Source organism: Mesobacillus maritimus, from assembly GCF_023715205.1.
GTDB lineage: Bacteria > Bacillota > Bacilli > Bacillales > Cytobacillaceae > Mesobacillus_B > Mesobacillus_B maritimus_C.
This window is the reverse complement of record NZ_JAMBNR010000001.1, coordinates 432590-453542: the sequence shown is the minus strand read 5'-3', so window position 1 is coordinate 453542 and position 20953 is coordinate 432590. Positions and strand designations below refer to the sequence as shown.

Below are 20953 nucleotides of genomic sequence, written 5' to 3'. Positions count from 1 at the left end.
TGATTACCTTTTTCTTAATCTTTCTATGATAAAATGAAATATCATGTTTTAGGAAACAAACTATTTGTGTAAGAAAGTAGCTGCTCTGGTATTGCCAAAAAGGCATATACATACTTCTATCAAAAAGATTAATGATCAAGGGCGTGATGAAGCATTGAATGGAGATTTGACAGGTATTATTGATATTGGTTCTAATACGATTCGGTTGGTTATCTATAAAACAAACCGGAGGGGTAATTTAAAAGAAATCGAAAATGTGAAAGTCGTGGCACGGTTAAGAAACTATTTATCTGAGCGTGGTTTATTAACAGAAGATGGAATATTGAAACTAATTAAAATCCTTCAAAGCTTTCAGGAGGTGACACGATCTTATTCATTAACCAATGTAAAATGCGTTGCAACGGCAACGATTAGACAAGCAAACAACAAGGAGGTCATACTTGCAAGGGTAAAAAGTGAAACGGATTATTCAATGGTCATCTTATCTGAATACGAAGAGGCCAATTACGGTTTTTTAGCCGTTGTTCATACAACTCCGTATGAAGAAGGTGTAACAGTTGATATAGGTGGAGCAAGCACTGAAATAACGTATTTTAAAGACCGTAAACTCGTTCATTTTCATAGCTTTCCGTTTGGCGCCCTTTCACTAAAAAAACAGTTTATCAAAGGGGACACACCTACGCCTGACGAAATGATCGTATTAAAATCGTACTTACAAGAACAATTTTCTACTCTTAATTGGATTCAACAAAAACTAGTTCCGTTAATAGGCATTGGGGGAAGTGCACGGAACATGGTTCAAATCCATCAAGAATTTATTGATTATCCTGTTGCTGGGGTACACCAATATAAAATGAAAACACAAGAGATACATCACCTTAATCAGACATTACAAAAAATGACTTTCACAGAAATACAGCGATTAGAGGGATTATCTAAAGACCGAGCAGATATTATCATCCCAGCTGTAGAAGTGTTTTCTACCTTATTAGTTATGATTAATACCGATACTTTTAGCCTCAGTCAAAAAGGACTTAGGGAAGGTATTTATTTCGAAGAGAGTTCGAAATCGAAACCGGTTCCTAATGTTTTAAATGAGAGTCTCAATGAATTAGCAATTGATTATCAGATTGTTAGAGAGGATGCGTTGGAAAGGCAGAAGCTTGCTGTCTGTATTGCTCAATTGTTAATGCATGAAGGGTTGCTTTCAATCAACGAGAAGGATGAAGAACGTTTAAAGCGAAGCAGTTTTGTTTATAATTTAGGTTCCTATATTGATCGAGAATCGAGTAGTCAACATACCTTTTACATATTAGCAAATCGTACGATAAACGGAATGGACCACCGCGAACGAATTGTTACTGCTCTCCTTGCTTCATATAAAAATAAATCAGCTTTCAAGCGTTATATGCGTCCATTCGCCCACTGGTTCACCAAAGAAGAAGGCGCCAAACTTAGATTAATGGGAGCAATGATCAAGTTTGCTCATTGTCTTGATGCAACTAAAAGAAAAATCATTCAAAACATTGCTATTCAAAACAATGGGGAAGAATTGACCTTTTTTATTCATTGCTCTAAAGATTGGCAGCCAGAAATGTATCAAGTCGATAAGCAAAAAAAACACCTAGAGAAGCAATTGGGGAAAAGCATCACCGTAAAGTTTTTCGGAGATACACAATAGCCTTATCAGAACCGTCTACTTAATGTAGACGGTTTATAGGCGTGATTTGTTCCCACTTCCCCTATTGTATTTTTTGCCCGTAAAGAAAAAAGTCGTGACAAAAAGATTAAACGTAATGTTTACCGAGTTTAAAATATAGTCCAATAGTTAGAAGGAGGGAAAAGTAAAGATAAACGTATAATGGGAAAGTTTTTGAAAATACTTCTTTAATAAATGTATTTGTTTTGAAACCAAAAGGTTATTATTTGATGAAGTATTGCGTTCAGAATGTATTACAATAACGTTTTAGTAGGTGTTGTTAACGTTTAGAGCTAAAACGTATGGGAAATAGATGAAGCTGTACGTACGGATATTACTATTTTTTTTCACACTAAATAAGTGCTTTTTCGGTTGCATTTCGCTTTTTTTCTTAATTACACCCACTCAATTGTCACTCAATACAAAGTTAACAAATATTTTACGATAACTTTACATATTTAAAGTTTTTATAATGTTAAAATAATACTGTGAAATTTGTCGAATAAAGGGTGGCATTGATGATTATAACAACAAAAAAACCTGTGGACCTAAGTCTTCCCCAATATTACAATAACCGCGAATTAAGCTGGTTAGCGTTTAACGAACGGGTATTAGAAGAAGCCCTAGATACTCGAAACCCTTTACTAGAGCGGTTGAAATTTTTAGCGATTTTTAGCTCCAACTTGGATGAATTCTTTATGGTAAGGGTAGCTGGATTAAAAGATCAAGTGAAGGCGGCTTTTAATAAACCAGAAAATAAGGCTGGCATGACACCGAAAGAGCAATTAAACGAAATTGCAAGTCGCTCACATTGGTTGGTTAACCTACAATATGAAACGTTCAATCAATTAAAATGCCACGAGTTAGCGGATGAAAACGTCAAGTTTTTGAAAATGGAGCAATTAACGAGCAAGCAAATCAATGAAATGGAAGAGTACTTTGATGAACAGATTTTTCCTGTTCTCACTCCACTGGCAGTTGACGCTTATCATCCTTTCCCAATGCTTTTAAACAAAAGCCTGAATTTAGCGATACTTATTGAGGATAGAATGGAAACAGGGGAGTTAGAACTAAAAAAAGCGATTGTACAAGTTCCTTCGGTCCTCAAACGATTTGTTCGGATTAATTCAGAAAATGAACAAATCCAATTAATACTGTTAGAGGATTTAATAACCTATTTTATTGATAAATTGTTTAAAGGTTTCAAAGTGGTTTCTGTCTCATTATTCCGTATCACCCGCAACGCGGACCTGACGATACATGAAGAAGGAGCACGCGATCTCTTAAAAGAAATTGAAGAAGAATTAAAAAAGCGTAAATGGGGAGCAGCGGTCCGGTTAGAAATCCAAAAAAACCAATTTGATCAACGAATTTTAGACTATTTAGTCGAAGAACTTGAAATTCATGAAAAAGATGTTTACGAAATTGATGGGCCACTTGATTTATCGATTTTGTTCCGGTTTTATAAAGAAATGGCAAAAATCCGAGACCACTTAGTGTATCAAACATTGATGTCACAGCCACCACAAGATTTAATTGGACAAGATAATATCTTTAATAAAGTTGCTGAACGAGACATTTTTTTACATCACCCTTATGAATCTTTTGAACCGATAATCGAGTTCGTTTCACAGGCAGCTAACGACCCTGAAGTACTAGCTATTAAACAAACGCTCTATCGTGTGAGTGGTGATTCGCCTATTATAGAAGCATTAAAAATAGCTGCCGAGAACGGAAAACAAGTAACTGTATTAGTCGAGTTAAAAGCTCGGTTTGATGAAGAAAATAATGTCCAATGGGCGAAAGAACTTGAAAAGGCAGGCTGCCATGTCATTTATGGAATGACCCATCTCAAAACGCATAGTAAAATCACTCTTGTCGTTCGTAGACGAAACAATCGCATTGAACGATTTGTTCATCTAGGAACAGGCAATTATAACGATCAAACAGCCAAGACTTATACAGACATGGGCATTCTTACATCGAAACGAAAATTTGGCATTGACGCAACGAACTTTTTCAATTATCTAAGTGGTTATACTGAAAAGCCGCAGTTTCACCATTTGTCAGTTGCACCGTTTGATATTCGAAATGATTTTATTATAATGATTGATGAAGAAATTCAGTATCATAAAAGATACGGAAATGGTCGGATTATCGCTAAAATGAATTCGTTCACTGATAAAACACTAATTATGAAACTGTATGAAGCCTCTAATGCAGGAGTGAAAATTGACTTAATTGTTAGGGGAACATGTTGTCTCCGTCCGGGAATAAGCGGAGTAAGTGAAAATATTAAAGTCCGTAGCATTGTCGGTAGATTCCTTGAACATAGTAGAATATATTATTTCCATCATAATGGTGAAGAAAAGATCTTTTTATCATCTGCCGATATGATGACCAGAAATATGGAAAAGCGAGTTGAAATCTTATTCCCGATTTTTGAAGGGAAAATAAAAAAACGTTTAAAACATACATTAGCTGTAACCTTAGCTGATAATATGAAAGCACGCGAACAAGATGAATACGGCCAATATCATTATGTTATAAGAAAAGAGGAAGAGCCATTAATTGAAAGTCAGATGGTTCTATTTAATGAAGCTTATCAAGTCAAAAATGATGAAGAATAAAAAGTCAAAGGCACAACCTGGTTTTTTGTGGTATGGCATACGCCAATTTCTTTATTGTTCCTGAATCCTGTAAGATAGGCTTGCAAATACAAAAAAATGTTCAAACGGATACCATTAAACTTTGATGGTGTCCTTTTTTATGCGAATTACTTTTATAGACGCAATGGCATAATGGTGTTTAAATAATCCTTCCGAGATAGATTGGCATAATTTAACCACTTTGATAAACAATACATATAAATTCGCTACTTTTAAGTATGCGGAAAAGAAATGATTTATGAGATTTGAGAAAAAAACCTTGATAACTGGATTTTAGCGTTGAACTTGTTTATTTAGTAGATAACAGGCACCATCCTTCGCAAAGAATAAATAATGGCCATTTTCAATATTAAAAGTGATTGCGTCTTTATCATAAATTAATTGCATCCCTTTGTTAAATTTTTCCAGAGTTGCTTGGTTTGGATTTACAATTATATCTAGAGGATTTGACGGGACAACAAAGCCTTTAGGGTTATGTTGGCGATGGGGTTTGAGCTCTATCGACCATTTTCCATTAAGGAGAAGTGTTTCTACTGTAATTTTCCTGTAACGGTTTTGGATTGTCCAGATTCCTCGACAATTACAGCGATATATTTGACATTTCATTTTATCACCCTATCCTCAAGAACAGTTTCAGTATGGGAATAGTTTATTTTATTCCTGCATGTAAACCCTATAGAACTGAATCTTTTCTTCTCATACAAATAGACGAAAGGTAAAAAGAGCTGTTATTGGGAGAAAGACAGTTTGTGGTAGATTCATGAAACGGAGTCAAATCTACAATTTAAAAAGGTCCTCCATTTGGAGGACCTTGTCTGTAGCGTCATCTGTTTTGAAAGTAAATCGATAATGCTTGAACGATTGAATTTTCATTGCCATCTGTTGTTATGTTATAGTGATCTCCTTAGAGTGAGGAAGAAAAATTGTTTATTCCTTGCAAAACTAGGAATTCGTCGATGTCCGACAAATTTTCGCCTTGTGTTTTTAGACTCTTTTCACCCAAGCATTTACTATTCACATACACTTCATATCGGTCCTCGTTTAATTTCATATCCGTAATGTCAGCAGAATTAAGGGGTAATACCAAGCTAGGACTTACTGAGTTCGTGTTGTTAGTAAAAGGGACAGGAAATTTTGGCAAACCTTATCCTCCTCTCATAGGTGTGAATACACACTTAAGTTTTACATAAACGTGTTAGGTTATGACTGCTTCTTACAGGAAGAAATTATGTTAGTTTAGTTGTTTTTCTGCTTCCTCTTTTGACAGATTTTCGGTTAACCCTGTTTGTAATTCCCCTAGCTGGTGTTCAAGTCGCTCTTTTTCATTAATTAATTGCGTTAATTTCCTTTGCAACAAAAAGTTACGAAATAATCCCATCGAACCTACAATCAACCCACCTAAGAGGGCAGATCCCAATATAATTAATATAAGAGGTATTTCGCTTGTTCCAAACATATAATCAACTCGTACAGGGCTCACATTTACTACCGCAAAAATCGCAATAATTAAAGCAAAGATTAAGGCGAATATAAGATTCCACTGGATTCTCACCAACAACTTCCTCCGTTCGTGTTTTCAACATAATAAAAATTTGAATGTAATTTACATTTCTTTCGAAAAAAACAGGGTGGTTTAACTCTCAAAAAGAATATAATCTTTCTTGAGCACTCAGCTTATAATTTATCTGATTTCATTAGGTAATAAATTACTGCCGTAGTAAATGCCTTTATTTTTTATCATGCCACAATTCATTTCGGATAGTAATTTCAGAATATTAATATAATTTACTTTACCGACATAAAGATAGTTGTTAAAGTATTAATTAGAGCGAAGGTTCAGAAAAATAACATACTAATTTTGATATATGATTAAGGAGTGAAGGAACTGTTGAATATTTATGTAATTCGTCATGGAGAATCGGAGCATAATGTGGACCGAACCGTAATGGCTCATACACATGATTCTCAACATAGCTTGACAGAAAAAGGACAGAAGCAAGTTCAACTAACAGGAGAATTTATGAGAGACCAGGTTAATGAAAATACTCTTCTTTATGCTTCTCCTTACTTACGAACGATGCAAACGGCCGAAGCGATCCATTCGCGTTTGCCTGAAGGAGTGCCTTTTTATCAAAATCCACTTATCCGTGAATGGGAATTAGGGAACCTCTATGATTTTACAAATCGTACACCTGAAGCAAAGAAAGAATTTAAAGCCGCTGGTCAATTTTATTTCCGTTATCAAAACGGTGAATCGCTAGCCGACGTTTATCTAAGGGCTACTATGTTTATGAGTTCAGTAGTCGAGCGAATCAAACGGCAAGGACGTTATGAAAATGTGATTATCGTTAGCCATGCTGCCTTTATGCAAATGTTATTGGCCTTTCTGATGAATTTGCCAGTAGATGAATTGGCGGGATTCAAGCCGATTGAAAATGCATCCGTTCTTAAGATTAATGAAGTAAACGGGGATTACCAATACGAAAAGATCTACGTTCCAAGTGTTTAGAGCTCAAATTATTTTATTAGAGGAAAAGGAATATGGACTTTCTATCTTTCGTGATTTCTTACAGTTAAGCCTTAAGGATACAATATATTGAAAGGCTCAGAACAGATAACAGTGGATGGAGTATATAGGCTAAATCTTAATGATAAAATCTGTTTGGAAATTAACTGGATGGTGCCAGGCACCATCCAGTTAATTTCCATTTTTGTCTAATATGGTCGTAAGTGGGGAAGACTATATAAATAGTTGAGATTGTTGGTTGTTAATGTAGGAGGGAAGTTTATTGGGAAGTACTTTAATTGTGGGTGATCAGGCACCTGACTTTACGCTTGAAGCAACGAAGAAGGACAAAATTTCCTTAACTGATTACCGCGGAACGAAAAATATAGTTGTGGCTTTTTACGGAATGGATTTTACCCCAGGTTGAATAAAAGAAATTGCCTCTTGGAAAGAGGATTATAAGAAATTTGAACAATTGAATGCAGATGTTTTAGCAATTAGCGCAGACCATATCCATTCTCATCGTGTATTTGAAGCAAGTATGGGGACCTTGCCTTATCCTTTATTATCAGATTGGCATAAACAAACAATGAAGAGCTATCATGTTTATAAAGAAAAAGGCGGGACGGCTATTCGTTCGGTGTTTGTTGTAAACAAGGATGGGATCATTACTTACTTAAACACATCATTTAAAGCGGATAAACAAGCGGATTATGATGCTGTGTTTGCTGAATTGGAAAAAATAAAATAAAAAACAGGAATTCCACACTTCGTTGTGGAATTTTTTTATGTTAGTTATAAAGTCGGACCTTCTATTTTCGTAGTTATAAAACAAAACTAAAGGCTAGGGACCGTTTTTAATGTTTATCTAATTATTAAATTGATGGTTACTGACAACTAATAAGCAAAAAAATGGCTAGGCATAGTATCGTATGGATGAGTTCGGCAATTTGGTTTAATTTGAGTTTATTAATATGGGTTTTAAAACATATGAGAAAATGAAAATTCCCTTTTCAAAGCATCACTCCTTATTGCAATAACATGGAGGATGGTTCTGCTTGAATTGACCCATATCAAGGTGGTTCTCGCCTTATACACAAAGCGTTTTGGTTTGGTTGGATGAAATGTTTGTTTTTAGGCGATTGCAGGATTGTTGGCAGGAGGAGAGTTAACTTCTGGTGAGGCGTGATGAAAGATTGGTAGGAAGAAGATAAGGAAAAAAGTAAAGGTGAAGAGTAAAACAATAAATCAGAGGGAGGAAGAGGGGAATTAAATGGGAGAAGTACAGCTAGTCAAACATATTCGTGAGGAAAACATTTTAAGGGAAAGCTTTTTTGAACTAGCAAACATGACCTTTGGGCTAGATTTTAGAAATTGGTATGAACAGGGATATTGGAATAATCGATATATCCCTTATTCTTTTCAACACGGAAACAAAATTATCGCAAACGTATCAGTTAATCTACTCGACTTTATCATCGATGGCATGAAACACCGAGCCATTCAAATAGGGACCGTTATGACACACCCAGATTTTCGTCATCAAGGGTTATCCAAAGAATTAATGAATCGTGTTTTGAGCGACTATAAAGATCAATATGACTTTATGTATTTATTTGCAAATCAGACGGTGTTAGACTTTTATCCAAAGTTTGGGTTTGAGAAGGTTGAGGAGGTGCAATATACTGTCGAAGTTTCGTTTGTAGGGCAACCAAAAAACAATCTGCAAAAACTAGATAGCAGGAAAAATAAAGACTCGGAATTTATTTATCATTTTGCCAAGCAAAGAGCACCGGTATCGCAACGGTTTTCAACTATTAATAGCTTGCACTTATTTATGTACCATTGTTTAAATACGTTTCGGGATAATCTTTACTATCATCCGACAGAGGATGCAATCGTCTTATATGAACAAACAAACAATCAAATCCACTTATTTGATATAGTTAGTCGTAAAAAACCAAACTATAACAAGATACTGGCTGCAATAGCTGGAGAAGGAAGGCATGAGGTTATATTTCATTTTACTCCTGATGATCTACAATTTGATTACAAGCGTAATCTATATGAAGATGGCGGGACTTTATTTGTCAGAACCAATGGGATCCACACTTTTCCTAGTCGGGTCAAACATTCGGTTACTTCAGAAGCATAAATCGAATACATAATCAAATACTGTGAGGGCGAAAATCGTATATTAGCCCTCCATTTTATTTACCCAATTTATTATCGTGTCAGCAACTTTTTCTGGTAAATCCCACTGAACCATATGTCCGGTGTTTGGAAATGAGATAACCGAAACATTTTCGATGTTTTTCCTTAATTGTGAGATACCAAGTGTTCGCGCGTGATCTAGCTCTTCTGGTTCGGTTGCATGGATTAGCAACAACCGATTTTTGATAAATGGGTACGTTTCGGAAAAAGCTTCCGTAAAGAAAGCTTTAATAATGGACAAAACCGTAAACTTGGAAGCTATCAGTTCATACTTCTCTTTTTTTATAAAAATGGAGGATAGTTGATGCTTGAATTTTGGATTGTGTGTATATTGTTTGAACTCGGTAACAATTTGTTCCCAATCGTCATACTTTGCATCCTCCATGTACTGATTCCAACCATTATATACGTTCGAAAATGACATGTCCTCTTGAAATTGTGGAAAAGTAAAACCGCCATCTAAAAGAATGATTCCTTTAAGTTGAGTAGGGAATTGTTTGGCATAATGTAAGACCACATCCGCTCCCCATGAATGTCCTAATAAATAAAATGGTTCAGTTATGATGTTTGGTAAAACTTTTTCATACCATTTTACTAGGTTTAAAAAAAGATAGTCTTTTTCCTCAGAAAAAGGGGTCGATTTCCCATGACCTGGTTGATCGATGGCGATAAGATGAAAAGAATCTGATAAATTATTTAGTAATTCTGAAAAACTGTATAGAGCACTGCCAGCTAGTCCATGAAGACAAACTATTGTTGGGGCTGATTGTGAGCCCGTTTCATAATAAGTAAGTTCAAAACCATCGATTTGCAAAAGATGTTCTTTCAATTATCAACACCTCAATTAATAGGCTATATGTCCTTCTATAATTACAATAATTATTTTCGATGTTTGGTCGAAAATTTCCTGTTTAATAGGTTAAGAATATTGGCATTCTTAATCCAATTTTTATAAAAGGAGGTACAGGAGAACACGTGAAAAAGGGTTATGTTTGGTTGGCTGTTGTAGGGGCTGTTTGGTTATTTTCGTTTTTTACCTTTCAGTTTCAGGTTGTAAAAACAAAACAATCAGCAACAGTGTCTTCAGCTGTTCAATCTGGAGTCGTTTCAGAATATAAAGACATTATTAGTCTTGGAGCACATCAAGTTGCAATCGATGATTTGTACATTGAGATTCCTTTTAAGAAAGAAAATGCAGAGATTGTAAAAAGAACAACGGATGAATATGTTTTTATAGATATAAGGCAAAAAGACGATAAAAATATTTTATTTACATACGGTGAATCAATTGGTGACAAACAAGAAGAGCTTATATGTCGGGAAATTCATAGTGATAAAGCAACGGTTACAATCCAGGCGGTCGTAGAAATTGATGCATCGAATGCGAAAATTAATTCAGTAAATAATACTCTTGCTGAATACCAGCCAGAACCTACTAATATAGACCGTGAGTTTGTAGGATTTGTCTCAAGGACAGGGGAATTCCCCGCAGAAAAGGTAGAAATTAATGCTCATATTGGCTTGAATTATGAAGGGGAGAGAAAGGAGCTATACGAAGGTTACTTAATCGGCGTCATTCCATAATAAACCAGGTCCCAAGCGTTAACCAAATTCTGGATGGTGCCTGGCACCTGGTAATTTATTTCCTTTTATTTAATAATGATGTGTTGTGTATTTGTTGGAAGTTCTTTTAAGGAGGATTTTAGGAATTCTGGATAGAGTGTAATGGTATTTAAAGCCTTTAAAGGAATCCATTGGTAGATTAGTTGTTCTCCTTCCTCACCATAAAAAGGGGCCGCCGCAACATCCAAATTGTCATTGGAAAGTTGATAATAAAATCCTAGTTCATGATAGGTTCGTTGCTGGTAGGTAAAGAAATTTTCTGTCACCCATAACAATTTCTCAACTTCAACAGTATAGCCGAGCTCTTCCTGCATTTCCCGTTTCACCCCGGTTGCAGAATCCTCTAAAACCTGTACCCTCCCTCCGGGTAGAGACCAATGGTGGTCTGTTACCTGTTTATGTAGCAAAACATGATTATTTTTTATTAGCACACCTGCTACACGGTAATTAAACACCTCATTGTTTACATTAAATACAGCATCCATCCTTTTGCCTCCTTTTTCATCTTTATGAAGCCCCTTAAAATTCGTAGAGTTATAATTATAACAATATTAAAAATTATTCATAGGATTTTTTCATTGAGGGATAGCATCTTGATAACTAAAATCCTGTGATGACCATTTTGAATAAAAAAAACTTACATAGAATCCGCTCAAACTATGTTGAATCTGAATGAAACTAGTCGATATCGGTCGATAGTTAAGTGATAGCATATGATATCTATGTGATATACCTCTGTAATTACAAGGTTCCAGCAACGAAGTTCTATGTCTTAGGAGCTTTGAGAAAGGATAAGCGTAAGCCTTGTCGAATAATATCATTATTAAGAATTTTTAATTTTTTCGATAGGGAGGATTTTAATGAATCATCAATTCGCAGTCAATCTTTCAACTATATTTACAGAAGTTCCTTTTATTGAGCGTTTTGCCAAAGCTCGCGATGCTGGTTTTACAACTGTAGAATGTCAATTTCCCTATGAACATTCAGTTGAGGAAATCCAGCAAGAGTTAGAATTGAATTGTCTTCAGTTAGCACTGATCAATTTGCCACCAGGAGACTGGCAAAACGGCGACCGAGGAATAACAGTTGACCCAAATAGAATGGATGAATTCAAAAAGTCTGTAAAAGTTGGAATTCAGTATGCTGTTGCCTTAAACGTGAAGAACATTCACTGTATGGCGGGAATTGGAACTAATCTTGAATCAAAGTTGGCTAAAGATACATTTTTAAAGAATCTACATTATGCTGCTACAGAAATGGAGAAACACGGAATCACAATCTTAATAGAACCTATCAATTTATATGACATACCAGGTTATTATTTAAATAATCTACAACAGGCGGTAGAAATTATTACCCTATTAGATCGACCAAACTTAAAGATGCAATTTGATTTTTATCATATTCAAAGAATCCATGGGGATCCATTACCTTATTTTATTGAAAATAGAGATTTGATCGGTCATGTACAAATTGCAGACAATCCAGGTCGGCATGAACCGGGTACCGGTGAAATGGATTATGCAACCATCTTTAGCTTTTTAGAAGAGAAGTATAGTGGTTCCATTGGTTTAGAATATCTGCCGTTAAAAGGAAGCAAAGCAAGCTTTGAATGGTTAAACAAGATAGCTATTGGAGGAAGATGAAATGAAAATTGGTTTTATTGGGACTGGCGTTATGGGTTCGAGAATGGTGAAAAAGTTTCTTGAGGCTGGATACGAAGTTCATGTTTATAACCGTACGAGAGAGAAGGCACTTGCATTGGAGGCACAAGGGGCTATTATTTCAGGTTGTGTTAAAGAGCTAGCAGAAAAAGTTGAAATTATTTGTACATGTTTGTCTATGCCTGAAGATGTTTTGAAGATTTACAAGGATCCAAAGGGTATTCTTGAACACAGCAAATCAGGCAGCATTTGTATTGATTTTACGTCAGTAGGTCCTGAGACGAGTAAGGAAATTTTTGAATTTGCGCAGACGAAAGGGATTTATTATCTCGATGCACCAGTCAGTGGTGGACCAGAAGGGGTAGAAAACGGATCTTTAACAATTATGGTTGGTGGGGAAGAAGAAGCGTTTGTGAAAATTAAGCCAATACTGAATGTAATTGGGGCGAAGATCGAATTTTTAGGGGGTACGGGTTCTGGTAGCATCGCAAAATTAATTAATCAATATCTTGTTGCGGTACATTCACTTGCAGCATCTGAAGCAATGGTCATTGGCGCTGTAAACGGATTAGATTCAGAAAAACTTTTCAATCTTTTAAAAGTTAGCTATGGAGATAGTCGGATTTTAAGACGACATATGGAGGAATACGTTCTTGATCGAGATTTTGAACCAGGTGGCGCTGTCAAATATGTTCATAAGGATGTTCGGCTTGCAAATCAACTATTTGAGGAAGCTGGAATAAAACAATTTACTGGACAACTTGCACAACAAGCCTTTCAAGAAGCTGAAGAGAAGGGCCTAAAAGATTTAGATATTCAGCTGTCATACAGCCTTTAGAAAATAGTATTGGTGTAATGGTGAAGAGGACAACCAAAGTTACTACATAAAAACATAAATTATCAGCCCGCACACTGTGTGGGCTTTTTATCAACTGTATGATATGGAAATTTACTGGATGGTGCCTGGCACCATCCAGTTCTTGGGATTTGAGTGAAATAGCATAAGGGGTATACAGAAGGGCGTAAATTCATTAAAATAAAACAATAAAACTGGAAAGGGAAATGAATGATCCACCAACTCCCAAACAAAAGGAAAAGAGGACCCTTTATGTCATTTCAATCGGACAAGGAAAAAGAGCAATCATGGGTACAGGATTATATTGATTCTCCACAAAAGAAAGAAAAACTGTATCGAAAATCATTATTCATTGTCGTTCTATCACAAATTTTTGGTGGTGCAGGTCTTGCTGCTGGGATCACTGTTGGTGCTTTGCTTGCACAAGAGATGCTTGGTACCGATCGTTTTGCGGGTATTCCGACAGCTTTATTTACCTTAGGCTCCGCAGCGGCAGCCTTTCTAGTTGGTCGGCTATCTCAAAAGCATGGGAGACGAATTGGGATTGCATCAGGATTTTTAGTAGGAGGCATTGGGGCAGTTGGTGTTGTCCTCGCCGCAGTCCTTGAAAGTGTATTTCTCTTGTTTGCATCATTGCTTATTTATGGTGCGGGGACCGCGACAAATCTACTTGCTCGTTATGCAGGAACGGATTTAGCGAATTCGAAACAACGGGCAACAGCCGTTAGTATCGCAATGGTTTTTACGACTTTTGGGGCAGTAGCTGGACCAAATATGGTGGGAGTGATGGGGAAGGTTGCAACTGCAATTGGTGTTCCATCTTTAGCAGGAACTTTTATTCTCGCAGCAGCCGCTTATATACTCGCGGGCCTTATTATTTTAATCTTCCTTCGGCCAGATCCTTTAATTGTAGCAACGGAGCTGGCAAAAGCAGAGAAAAACCTTCAAAATACAACTGCAAATGTAGAAACTAACCATCAACCGTTCAATCGACATGGAGTAATCGTTGGCGCAACGATTATGGTATTAACTCAGCTGGTTATGATTGCCGTAATGACAATCACTCCTGTGCACATGGGGCACTATGGGCATGATATGAACGCAGTTGGGCTCGTGATTGGGACACACATTGGGGCAATGTTTCTTCCATCTTTAATTACAGGCGTTTTGGTTGATAAATTGGGGAGAACAACCATGGCGATTGCATCTGGTGTGACTTTATTATTATCAGGTGTATTAGCCGCATGGGCTCCAGGGGAATCGGTGATCCTAATCACCGTTGCACTGGCTTTACTTGGACTCGGATGGAACTTTGGATTAATCAGCGGGACTGCACTGATTGTGGATGCCACTACACCAGCTAATCGGGCGAAAACCCAAGGAACAGTAGATGTGTTAATTGCGCTATCAGGGGCAACAGGTGGGGCCCTTTCAGGAATGGTTGTCGCTCATTCTAGTTACGCGACTCTGTCCCTTGCTGGAGGTTTTCTCTCGTTACTGCTAATTCCAGTTGTTTTTTGGGCTCGAACTAACAAAAAGTGAATTCCTAAAGTTAGTAAAAAAAACTTCTTCATCAAGACTATGAAATAAATATATTAGATAAAAGACGAACTATACTTAATTTTAGTGTTCGTCTTTTTTTATTAACTTTATCAAAAAATACCTAGAACTCGGTTGAACGGTTAGCTTAACATGCCTCGTTTAAAGAAAGTATATTGCTATTACATTGCATTTTTGGACAACTCGATAATCATCTTTTCTCTACAACCACATAATTGTTTCCTTCGCTATTTATTAAAGTTTCATTTTCAAAGTATAGACCTTCGTCATCGTCAATTCCTATACCACCAGAAACAGGTAGTCTGTCTACTGCGGTCTTTAAATTTTTTTCTTCATTCCATCTAGAATAATGCACACTGATTACATATTCCTGTAGCAATCCTAATCCATCTAAAAATAGGTGTTTGTTAAAAGGATTATCAATAGGAGGAATGATGCAATGGAGGGGACTGATTAGAGCACCTGCAGAAAAACCAGCAACCGGAATACCTTGGTCGTACATCTCTTTAATTAGCTGGCCTAATATGGTCCCAATAATTTCTTTATGATAGTTTATCGTTTCGCCCCCACCAATGATGATTCCCGTACAAGACCGTAACTCTTCAATCATACTGGAATCAGAAGTAGGAAGGGCTAAAAACAAAAAATTTGTTAGTTTGTTTTTTGCTAATATAGAAGTGTATCTTGGCATGTAGTGGTGCCAACCATCTCTTTCTAGGAAAAGAATGGCTACTTTCCCGTTTGGCCCTTGAGCATAACTGGCAAATAACTTTCCTAACTTTGGCCCAAAAGGGGGACTCCCGCCAAATAAAAATAAGTGTTTTTTCATCTCGACCTCGTTCGTCAATAAAAACTCATTTAGAGCATGTTTTCATCCATTTAGATAATCTTCGCATAAAAAGTGCGTGTGCGCGGTCCATCGAATTCACAAAAATAGATCCCTTGCCAAATACCTAACAATAACTTTCCTTCTGTAATAATAATTTGTTGAGAGGACCCAACAGTACTTGCTTTCAAATGAGCAGCTGTATTACCTTCTATATGGCGATCAAGATGATGATGCCACGGGTATATTTCGTCAAAGCGGCGAATCATGTCTCTTTTCACGTCCGGGTCCGCATTTTCATTAATCGTAATACCTGCCGTCGTATGTGGACAATAGACTACTATAATTCCTTCTGTAACCTTTTGTTCGTCAATCATCTGTTGAATTTGGCTGGTTACTTCAACCAATTGATCACGACTGTTGGTTTCAAGTGTAAACCTTTTTAGCATCTCATTCATCCTTTCTACTAAATTTATCTCATGTTTCTTCTAAATTATAACCATCATAAGAATAAAGCCAATTAGGACAAGGTAAAAAGGTGCTTTGAAATAGAAAAAAATGTTCGGTCTTGTAAACATAAAATCCCAGGGGATCGTACTTATAGAATATCCATGTAAATATCGGTTTTAATAACAATCTTTTGAAAGAAACATAAATAAAGAAAAATTTTTTTATGGGCATTTCTATAATTGTGACAGTTTTATGAACTAATATACAGATGTGAACTACTTCACATCCATAACAGAGATTCTTTTTTTACGATTGAATAAAAGTATATCTACCGTATAAACAGTGATTAATAAGGGAGTGGTAATTTATGAAAAAAACAGCAATTCAGTTGCCGCTGCAAACGACGAGTTTAACGGCAGCATTTATGGTATGGGTCATTTTATCCGCCTTGATGCCATTTATCTCTGCTGATATTGAATTATCAGGAAATCAAACAGCATTAGTTACCGCCATACCCGTTGTTTTAGGGTCACTTCTTCGCATTCCTATTGGTTTCTGGACGAACCGCTTTGGAGCAAGAAGGCTCTTTTCAATTAATTTCTTTCTATTGTTGCTTCCAATCTATTATATCAGTATTGCGAATACATTCGTTGATTTAGTCATTGGTGGCTTATTTTTAGGAATTAGTGGAGCCCTTTTCTCAGTTGGGGTAACTTCTTTGCCAAAGTATTTTCCAAAAGAGCGACATGGTTTTGTGAATGGTATATACGGAGTAGGGAATATCGGTACAGCCATTACAACATTTGCTGCTCCAGTTCTGGCTTCTCAATTTGGGTGGCAAACAACAGTTAAATTTTACCTAATTCTGATGTGCGCATTTGCTGTTATTAGCTTCTTTTTAGGAGATAAGCACGAACAAAAGATGATTAGTCCATTAAAAGAACAAATTCAAAGCGTATATAGAAATCAAAAACTTTGGTTTCTAAGTTTATTTTATTTTCTTACATTTGGTTCGTTTGTTGCATTTACTATTTATTTACCAAACTTTTTAGTTGACTACTTTGGATTGAGTGAAGTGGATGCGGGTGTTCGTACCGCTGGTTTTATTGCGGTAGCCACCTTTATTCGGCCGTTAGGTGGATGGCTTGGCGATCGATTTAATTCTTTTAAAATTTTAATGATTGTATTTATTGCATTAACCTTCTCAGGGGTGTTATTGGCGTTTAATGTGTCCCTTACAATCTATTCCATCGGTTGTTTAACAATTGCTGCTTTTGCTGGCATTGGAAACGGGGTTATATTTAAATTAGTCCCATTGTATTTTTCAAAGCAGGCGGGAATTGTAAACGGCATTGTATCAGCGATGGGTGGTTTAGGTGGATTTTTCCCACCTTTATTACTTTCATTTTTATACAATGTTACAGGGCACTATGCAATTGGGTTTATGGCTCTATCCCAAGTTGCATTAGCATGTTTTATTCTGGTTATTTGGATGTTTTACCAAGAAAAATTAGAATTAGCTGGGAAAGTAATAGATAACACAATAGAAGGCATTATGATTACTGATTCTAAAGGAACGATTGAAAAGGTAAACCCAGCGTTTTCTGCAATCACTGGATACGATGAAACAGAAATCATTGGCCAAACACCGAGTCTTTTGAAATCAGGTAAACAAGGGAAAAACTTCTATGATACGATGTGGAAATCGATTAAAGATAAAGGACATTGGCAAGGGGAAATCTGGAACAAAAAGAAAAATGGTGAAATTTACTTAGAGTGGCTGTCAATCACGGCAATCAAAAATGAAGGCGAAGAAGTCAAACAATACGTTGGCATGTTTAGTGAAATGAAAAAAACTGGTAAATAACTGGATGGTGCCTGGCACCTAACATTTTTCTGGGGATTTGGAGAAACTATTCTTGTTTGGCAAGAGCGGATACGATAATATAATCTTTTGAACTATTGTTAAATGGAGGTTTTTATGGAAAGCGCATATCCAGTTGAACGATCGAAAACAACCCAGACGAGATTGGTTCTACCACCTGATACCAATCATCTACAAACAATATTTGGAGGGAAAGTGCTTGCCTATATAGACGAAATTGCTGCACTTACTGCGATGAAGCATAGCAAAAGCGCGGTGGTGACGGCATCCATTGATTCTGTTGATTTTGTTTCCTCTGCCACAGTGGGGGACGCCTTGGTTCTTGAAGCATTCGTTACTTCAACAGGCAGAACCTCGATGGAGGTTTATGTGAAAGTACATTCGAATAATCTCCTCACTGGTGAGGAGAAGCTTACGACAGAATCGTTCCTGACTATGGTTGCAGTAGATGAATACGGACGCCCCATTCCTGTACCGAAAGTCATCCCACATTCAGAAGAAGAGAAAAGGTTATTCGATACAGCACCAGCAAGGAAAGCAAATCGGAAAGACCGTGCTATGATTGGCAAAGAAAAATTGTAGTCCTGGCAAAAGCTCCACACATGTGGAGCTTTTTTCGTCTAGAAACAAATGTCAAAAAAATTTCTGCTATCCTATCTTAATTTTCTGAAATATAATGAATAAAGTTCAATCATAACGCTTGAAAAAAAGAAACGTCGGAAGAGAGCTAACAGGGGTGTAAAATGAACACAATAAGAATGATGTACGATCACTTATTTTGGGCAAATCAAAAGCTATTAGATACGTTAACGGAGAATAGAGCTAACGATCAACAACAACTCCTAAGCTTATTTTCTCATCTCCTTTTAACAGAGAAGCTTTGGATGGCTCGGATGCAAGAAAATGATTTATCTTCAATAGCAATCTGGGGTGACTTTACTGTGGAGGAATGCCATGAAATGAGTAGAGAGAATCACCGTATAATCCAAACGATGTTTGACAGTTTGTCAGAAGCAGAATTAGATGTACCTGTTTGCTACCAAAATAGTGAAGGTAAACAGCATACGAACACCAAGAGGGAAATCCTAACCCACGTAGCTCTGCATGGCCATTATCATCGAGGACAAATGAATCTAAAACTTCGTGAACTAGGGAGCAAACCTATTTCTACAGATTTTATAATCTATAAAAGGTCGCTAGATTAGTTTGTCCTGATAGCAATAGACATGGGGATTATTTTTATATAGTATAAAGAAGAACAAAAAAGACTGTCGTCACAAAGAGTCCTGTTGGTATAGAAACATTTACATTGGATCTTACCTCGGTCTTTAACGAATGTTAAAGACTTATTTTTGTGGAAAGATTATGTTCGCAAAAGAGGATAATAATTTTATGGAAGTAATAGTAATTATTTATTAGTTCTTTTTCTTGCTTGGTGGAAAGCTAGCAGAAATTGGAACATCACCATGAAATAACAAGATTATAAGAAAGCAAATAATTGAATATAGGAGAACCGATAGTGGAAGCATACATTAATTCAAAGAAAACTGAGATGCTAGATTTAATCGAGCAGCTAGTAAATATAGACAGCGGGTCATATGTTAAAAAGGGAATTGACCGAATTGGGTCAATTTTAATAAAAAAGTATGAAGAATTAGGCTTTATCATTGATGTGAAGGAAGAAGAGGTTTACGGCAATCACTTAGTTATTCGCCACAAAAAGGCAAAGAGTCCTGAAATCATCCTTTTGGCCCATATGGATACCGTTTTTCCGGAAGGAACGGTGGCAGAGCGCCCTTTTCATATAAATGGCGACAAAGCATATGGCCCTGGTGTTGTTGATATGAAGTCGAGTTTAGTGGAAGTTTTATATGCGATTAAAACATTGATTTGGAGCGGTTCAGATAGTGTTGAAAATGTTGAAATTCTCTTAAATAGTGACGAAGAAATCGGATCTCCGTCTTCACGATCGCTGATTGAAGAAAGATCAAAGTGGAAAAAATTTGCACTCGTCATGGAACCTGCCCGAAAAGATGGGTCACTTGTGGAGGCGAGGCGTGGTGGGGGGCGGTTCACCTTAATGGTCCAAGGAAAAGCGGCCCACTCGGGAATTGAGCCGGAAAAGGGGCGAAGCGCGATCGAAGAGCTTGCCTATAAAATTATCCAACTTCATGACTTAACGGACCATGACAAAGGAATGAGTGTCAATGTAGGCATCATCGAAGGTGGAACAGCCGTTAACACGGTTTCTGACAGTGCGGTTGCCCACGTCGATGTCCGGATTTCAGAAATCGAGCAAGCAGAGTACTTAGAAGAGAAAATGAAAGAAATATGTGCAACAACTGAAGTTCCAGGAACGAACGTCGAATTAGAAGGAGAAATTGGTCGTCCACCAATGGAACAGAATGACCAAACAAAATCCTTGCTGCATATCATTAAAGGTGTTGGAGAAGAAATTGGGCTCAAAGTTTCAGCAACAAGTACTGGAGGGGGCGGCGATGCCTCTTTTACAGCGGCCAATGGAGTCGCTACTGTTGATGGCCTTGGACCGGTTGGTGGAAATGCTCATAGTGACAAGGAGTATGTTGAAATTGGTTCCATACCTGAGCGGACGTTGTTATTGGCGAAAACCATTGAACGTTTGTCAGGGAAGAAATAAGGATATTGTCCCTAAGTAGAGGATGAGGATAGAGTAAGCTACTGAATTTAATCGTTCAACAGCTTTTTTGTTTGTTGAGATTGTAAATTTTTCTTATGATATGAAGTTATTCATAATCGATGCTGAATCAAGCTAAAAGACATTACCCTAAATAACATTGAAATTTTATAAATGGATGCGCAGAGTTTAAGGTTCGAATCACACAGCTATAATGTTGTCGCTGCTAGTTTGATTTTAACAATTGTACTAGATGGACAAGAAGCTTTTCGTGATATGGTACGGGTTGTAAAGGGGTGTGGGCGAAATCTTAGTGTTTGATAAATTGGTTAACAAAGAACAGTC

At 36.8% G+C, this 20953-nt stretch carries 19 protein-coding genes and 1 pseudogene; 14 read left to right on the top strand and 6 right to left on the bottom strand.

Going from position 1 to position 20953, the window contains the following annotated elements; all coding sequences use genetic code 11:
• Positions 1-64: 64 nt before the first annotated feature.
• Positions 65-1681, top strand: a complete 1617-nt coding sequence (locus M3182_RS02225) for a Ppx/GppA phosphatase family protein (RefSeq protein ID WP_349775412.1) — start codon at positions 65-67, stop codon at positions 1679-1681.
• 536 nt (positions 1682-2217) lie between these two features.
• Positions 2218-4329, top strand: a complete 2112-nt coding sequence (locus M3182_RS02220; protein WP_251555988.1) for an RNA degradosome polyphosphate kinase — start codon at positions 2218-2220, stop codon at positions 4327-4329.
• A 312-nt stretch (positions 4330-4641) separates the two neighbouring features.
• Here the strand turns inward: M3182_RS02220 and M3182_RS02215 are convergent, their stop codons facing one another.
• Complete coding sequence (locus M3182_RS02215; protein ID WP_251555987.1) at positions 4642-4974, bottom strand: hypothetical protein; 333 nt, start codon at positions 4972-4974, stop codon at positions 4642-4644.
• 625 nt (positions 4975-5599) lie between these two features.
• Positions 5600-5920, bottom strand: coding sequence for a LapA family protein (locus M3182_RS02210; RefSeq protein WP_251555986.1), 321 nt, complete (start codon positions 5918-5920; stop codon positions 5600-5602).
• A gap of 336 nt (positions 5921-6256) precedes the next feature.
• Here M3182_RS02210 and M3182_RS02205 point away from each other — a divergent pair, with 336 nt between their 5' ends.
• The 3 genes from M3182_RS02205 to M3182_RS02195 all read left to right on the top strand — a co-directional run bounded on the left by M3182_RS02205 (position 6257) and on the right by M3182_RS02195 (position 9029).
• The gene (locus tag M3182_RS02205) at positions 6257-6877 is read left to right on the top strand and encodes a histidine phosphatase family protein (protein ID WP_251555984.1); all 621 of its coding nucleotides are present in this window, start codon (positions 6257-6259) and stop codon (positions 6875-6877) included.
• Positions 6878-7175: 298 nt separating this feature from the next.
• Positions 7176-7625, top strand: coding sequence for a redoxin domain-containing protein (locus tag M3182_RS02200; RefSeq protein WP_251556022.1), 450 nt, complete (start codon positions 7176-7178; stop codon positions 7623-7625).
• Between the two features lie 522 nt (positions 7626-8147).
• Positions 8148-9029, top strand: a complete 882-nt coding sequence (locus M3182_RS02195; protein ID WP_251555983.1) for a GNAT family N-acetyltransferase — start codon at positions 8148-8150, stop codon at positions 9027-9029.
• A gap of 42 nt (positions 9030-9071) precedes the next feature.
• Here the strand turns inward: M3182_RS02195 and M3182_RS02190 are convergent, their stop codons facing one another.
• Positions 9072-9917, bottom strand: coding sequence for an alpha/beta fold hydrolase (locus tag M3182_RS02190; RefSeq protein WP_251555981.1), 846 nt, complete (start codon positions 9915-9917; stop codon positions 9072-9074).
• A gap of 146 nt (positions 9918-10063) precedes the next feature.
• Here M3182_RS02190 and M3182_RS02185 point away from each other — a divergent pair, with 146 nt between their 5' ends.
• Positions 10064-10672 carry a hypothetical protein gene (locus M3182_RS02185; RefSeq protein WP_251555976.1) on the top strand — a complete coding sequence of 203 codons (609 nt, stop codon included), beginning with the start codon at positions 10064-10066 and terminating at the stop codon, positions 10670-10672.
• 65 nt (positions 10673-10737) lie between these two features.
• Here the strand turns inward: M3182_RS02185 and M3182_RS02180 are convergent, their stop codons facing one another.
• A complete protein-coding gene (locus tag M3182_RS02180) occupies positions 10738-11196 on the bottom strand; it encodes an NUDIX hydrolase (protein WP_251555974.1) in 459 nt (152 codons plus the stop codon).
• Between the two features lie 375 nt (positions 11197-11571).
• On the opposite strand from M3182_RS02180, the gene M3182_RS02175 reads away from it, so the two are divergent.
• The 3 genes and pseudogenes from M3182_RS02175 (at position 11572) to M3182_RS02165 (ending at position 14773) form a co-directional block, all read left to right on the top strand.
• The gene (locus M3182_RS02175; protein WP_251555972.1) at positions 11572-12357 is read left to right on the top strand and encodes a hydroxypyruvate isomerase family protein; all 786 of its coding nucleotides are present in this window, start codon (positions 11572-11574) and stop codon (positions 12355-12357) included.
• Between the two features lies 1 nt (position 12358).
• A pseudogene (locus tag M3182_RS02170) lies at positions 12359-13263 on the top strand (NAD(P)-dependent oxidoreductase).
• A 220-nt stretch (positions 13264-13483) separates the two neighbouring features.
• A complete protein-coding gene (locus tag M3182_RS02165) occupies positions 13484-14773 on the top strand; it encodes an MFS transporter (RefSeq protein ID WP_251436187.1) in 1290 nt (429 codons plus the stop codon).
• 208 nt (positions 14774-14981) lie between these two features.
• On the opposite strand, the gene M3182_RS02160 is transcribed toward M3182_RS02165, so the two are convergent.
• Together M3182_RS02160 and M3182_RS02155 are read right to left on the bottom strand one after the other, a co-directional pair.
• A complete protein-coding gene (locus tag M3182_RS02160; RefSeq protein WP_251555971.1) occupies positions 14982-15620 on the bottom strand; it encodes a Type 1 glutamine amidotransferase-like domain-containing protein in 639 nt (212 codons plus the stop codon).
• Positions 15621-15670: 50 nt separating this feature from the next.
• The gene (locus tag M3182_RS02155) at positions 15671-16066 is read right to left on the bottom strand and encodes a secondary thiamine-phosphate synthase enzyme YjbQ (protein WP_251436182.1); all 396 of its coding nucleotides are present in this window, start codon (positions 16064-16066) and stop codon (positions 15671-15673) included.
• Positions 16067-16434: 368 nt separating this feature from the next.
• On the opposite strand from M3182_RS02155, the gene M3182_RS02150 reads away from it, so the two are divergent.
• From M3182_RS02150 to M3182_RS26430, 5 genes are all read left to right on the top strand, one after another.
• On the top strand, positions 16435-17934 hold the full coding sequence (locus tag M3182_RS02150) for a nitrate/nitrite transporter (RefSeq protein ID WP_251436179.1): 1500 nt from the start codon (positions 16435-16437) through the stop codon (positions 17932-17934).
• Between the two features lie 114 nt (positions 17935-18048).
• The gene (locus tag M3182_RS02145; RefSeq protein WP_251436176.1) at positions 18049-18534 is read left to right on the top strand and encodes an acyl-CoA thioesterase; all 486 of its coding nucleotides are present in this window, start codon (positions 18049-18051) and stop codon (positions 18532-18534) included.
• A 161-nt stretch (positions 18535-18695) separates the two neighbouring features.
• Positions 18696-19157 carry a DinB family protein gene (locus tag M3182_RS02140; RefSeq protein WP_251555968.1) on the top strand — a complete coding sequence of 154 codons (462 nt, stop codon included), beginning with the start codon at positions 18696-18698 and terminating at the stop codon, positions 19155-19157.
• Between the two features lie 314 nt (positions 19158-19471).
• Positions 19472-20611 (top strand): M20 family metallopeptidase, encoded by a 1140-nt coding sequence (locus M3182_RS02135; RefSeq protein ID WP_251436171.1) that lies wholly within the window; start codon positions 19472-19474, stop codon positions 20609-20611.
• A 171-nt stretch (positions 20612-20782) separates the two neighbouring features.
• Positions 20783-20929, top strand: coding sequence for a methyltransferase domain-containing protein (locus M3182_RS26430; RefSeq protein ID WP_432806643.1), 147 nt, complete (start codon positions 20783-20785; stop codon positions 20927-20929).
• The last annotated feature ends 24 nt before the right edge of the window (positions 20930-20953 follow it).